Here is a 298-nt window from a genome sequence, read left to right as displayed (position 1 = left end):
GTTCCTGGACGCAGGCTTCGGTGGCGTGGAACTCGAAAAACAGCGTGGGCGCCTCGCGCAGCGTGAGGTTCGAATGCCGGTTGATGGAGCGGATTGCGAGCGCATCGACGAATTCGACGCGGGCAATCGGCACGCCGATCTGAATCGTTTCGATGACGGCGCGCACCGCATCGCCCATCGACGGAAACGCGCAGACCGCGGCGGATACCGCTTCCGGCTGCGAATACAGACGCACGGTGATTTCCGTGATGACGCCGAGCGTGCCTTCAAAAAAAAAAAAAAGCCGCGTGTTCAGCAG

General features: G+C 60.7%; 1 protein-coding gene. It reads right to left on the bottom strand.

What is annotated here, in order from left to right:
• On the bottom strand, positions 1-235 hold a 235-nt coding region (locus EN824_RS36450; protein ID WP_281041415.1), incomplete at its 3' end, for an FAD-linked oxidase C-terminal domain-containing protein.
• Between the last annotated feature and the right edge of the window lie 63 nt (positions 236-298).

Source organism: Mesorhizobium sp. M8A.F.Ca.ET.181.01.1.1, assembly GCF_004792025.1.
In the GTDB taxonomy this organism is placed as follows: domain Bacteria; phylum Pseudomonadota; class Alphaproteobacteria; order Rhizobiales; family Rhizobiaceae; genus Mesorhizobium.
Note: the sequence above shows the minus strand (reverse complement) of the source record. Positions and strands in the feature narration are given on the sequence as shown.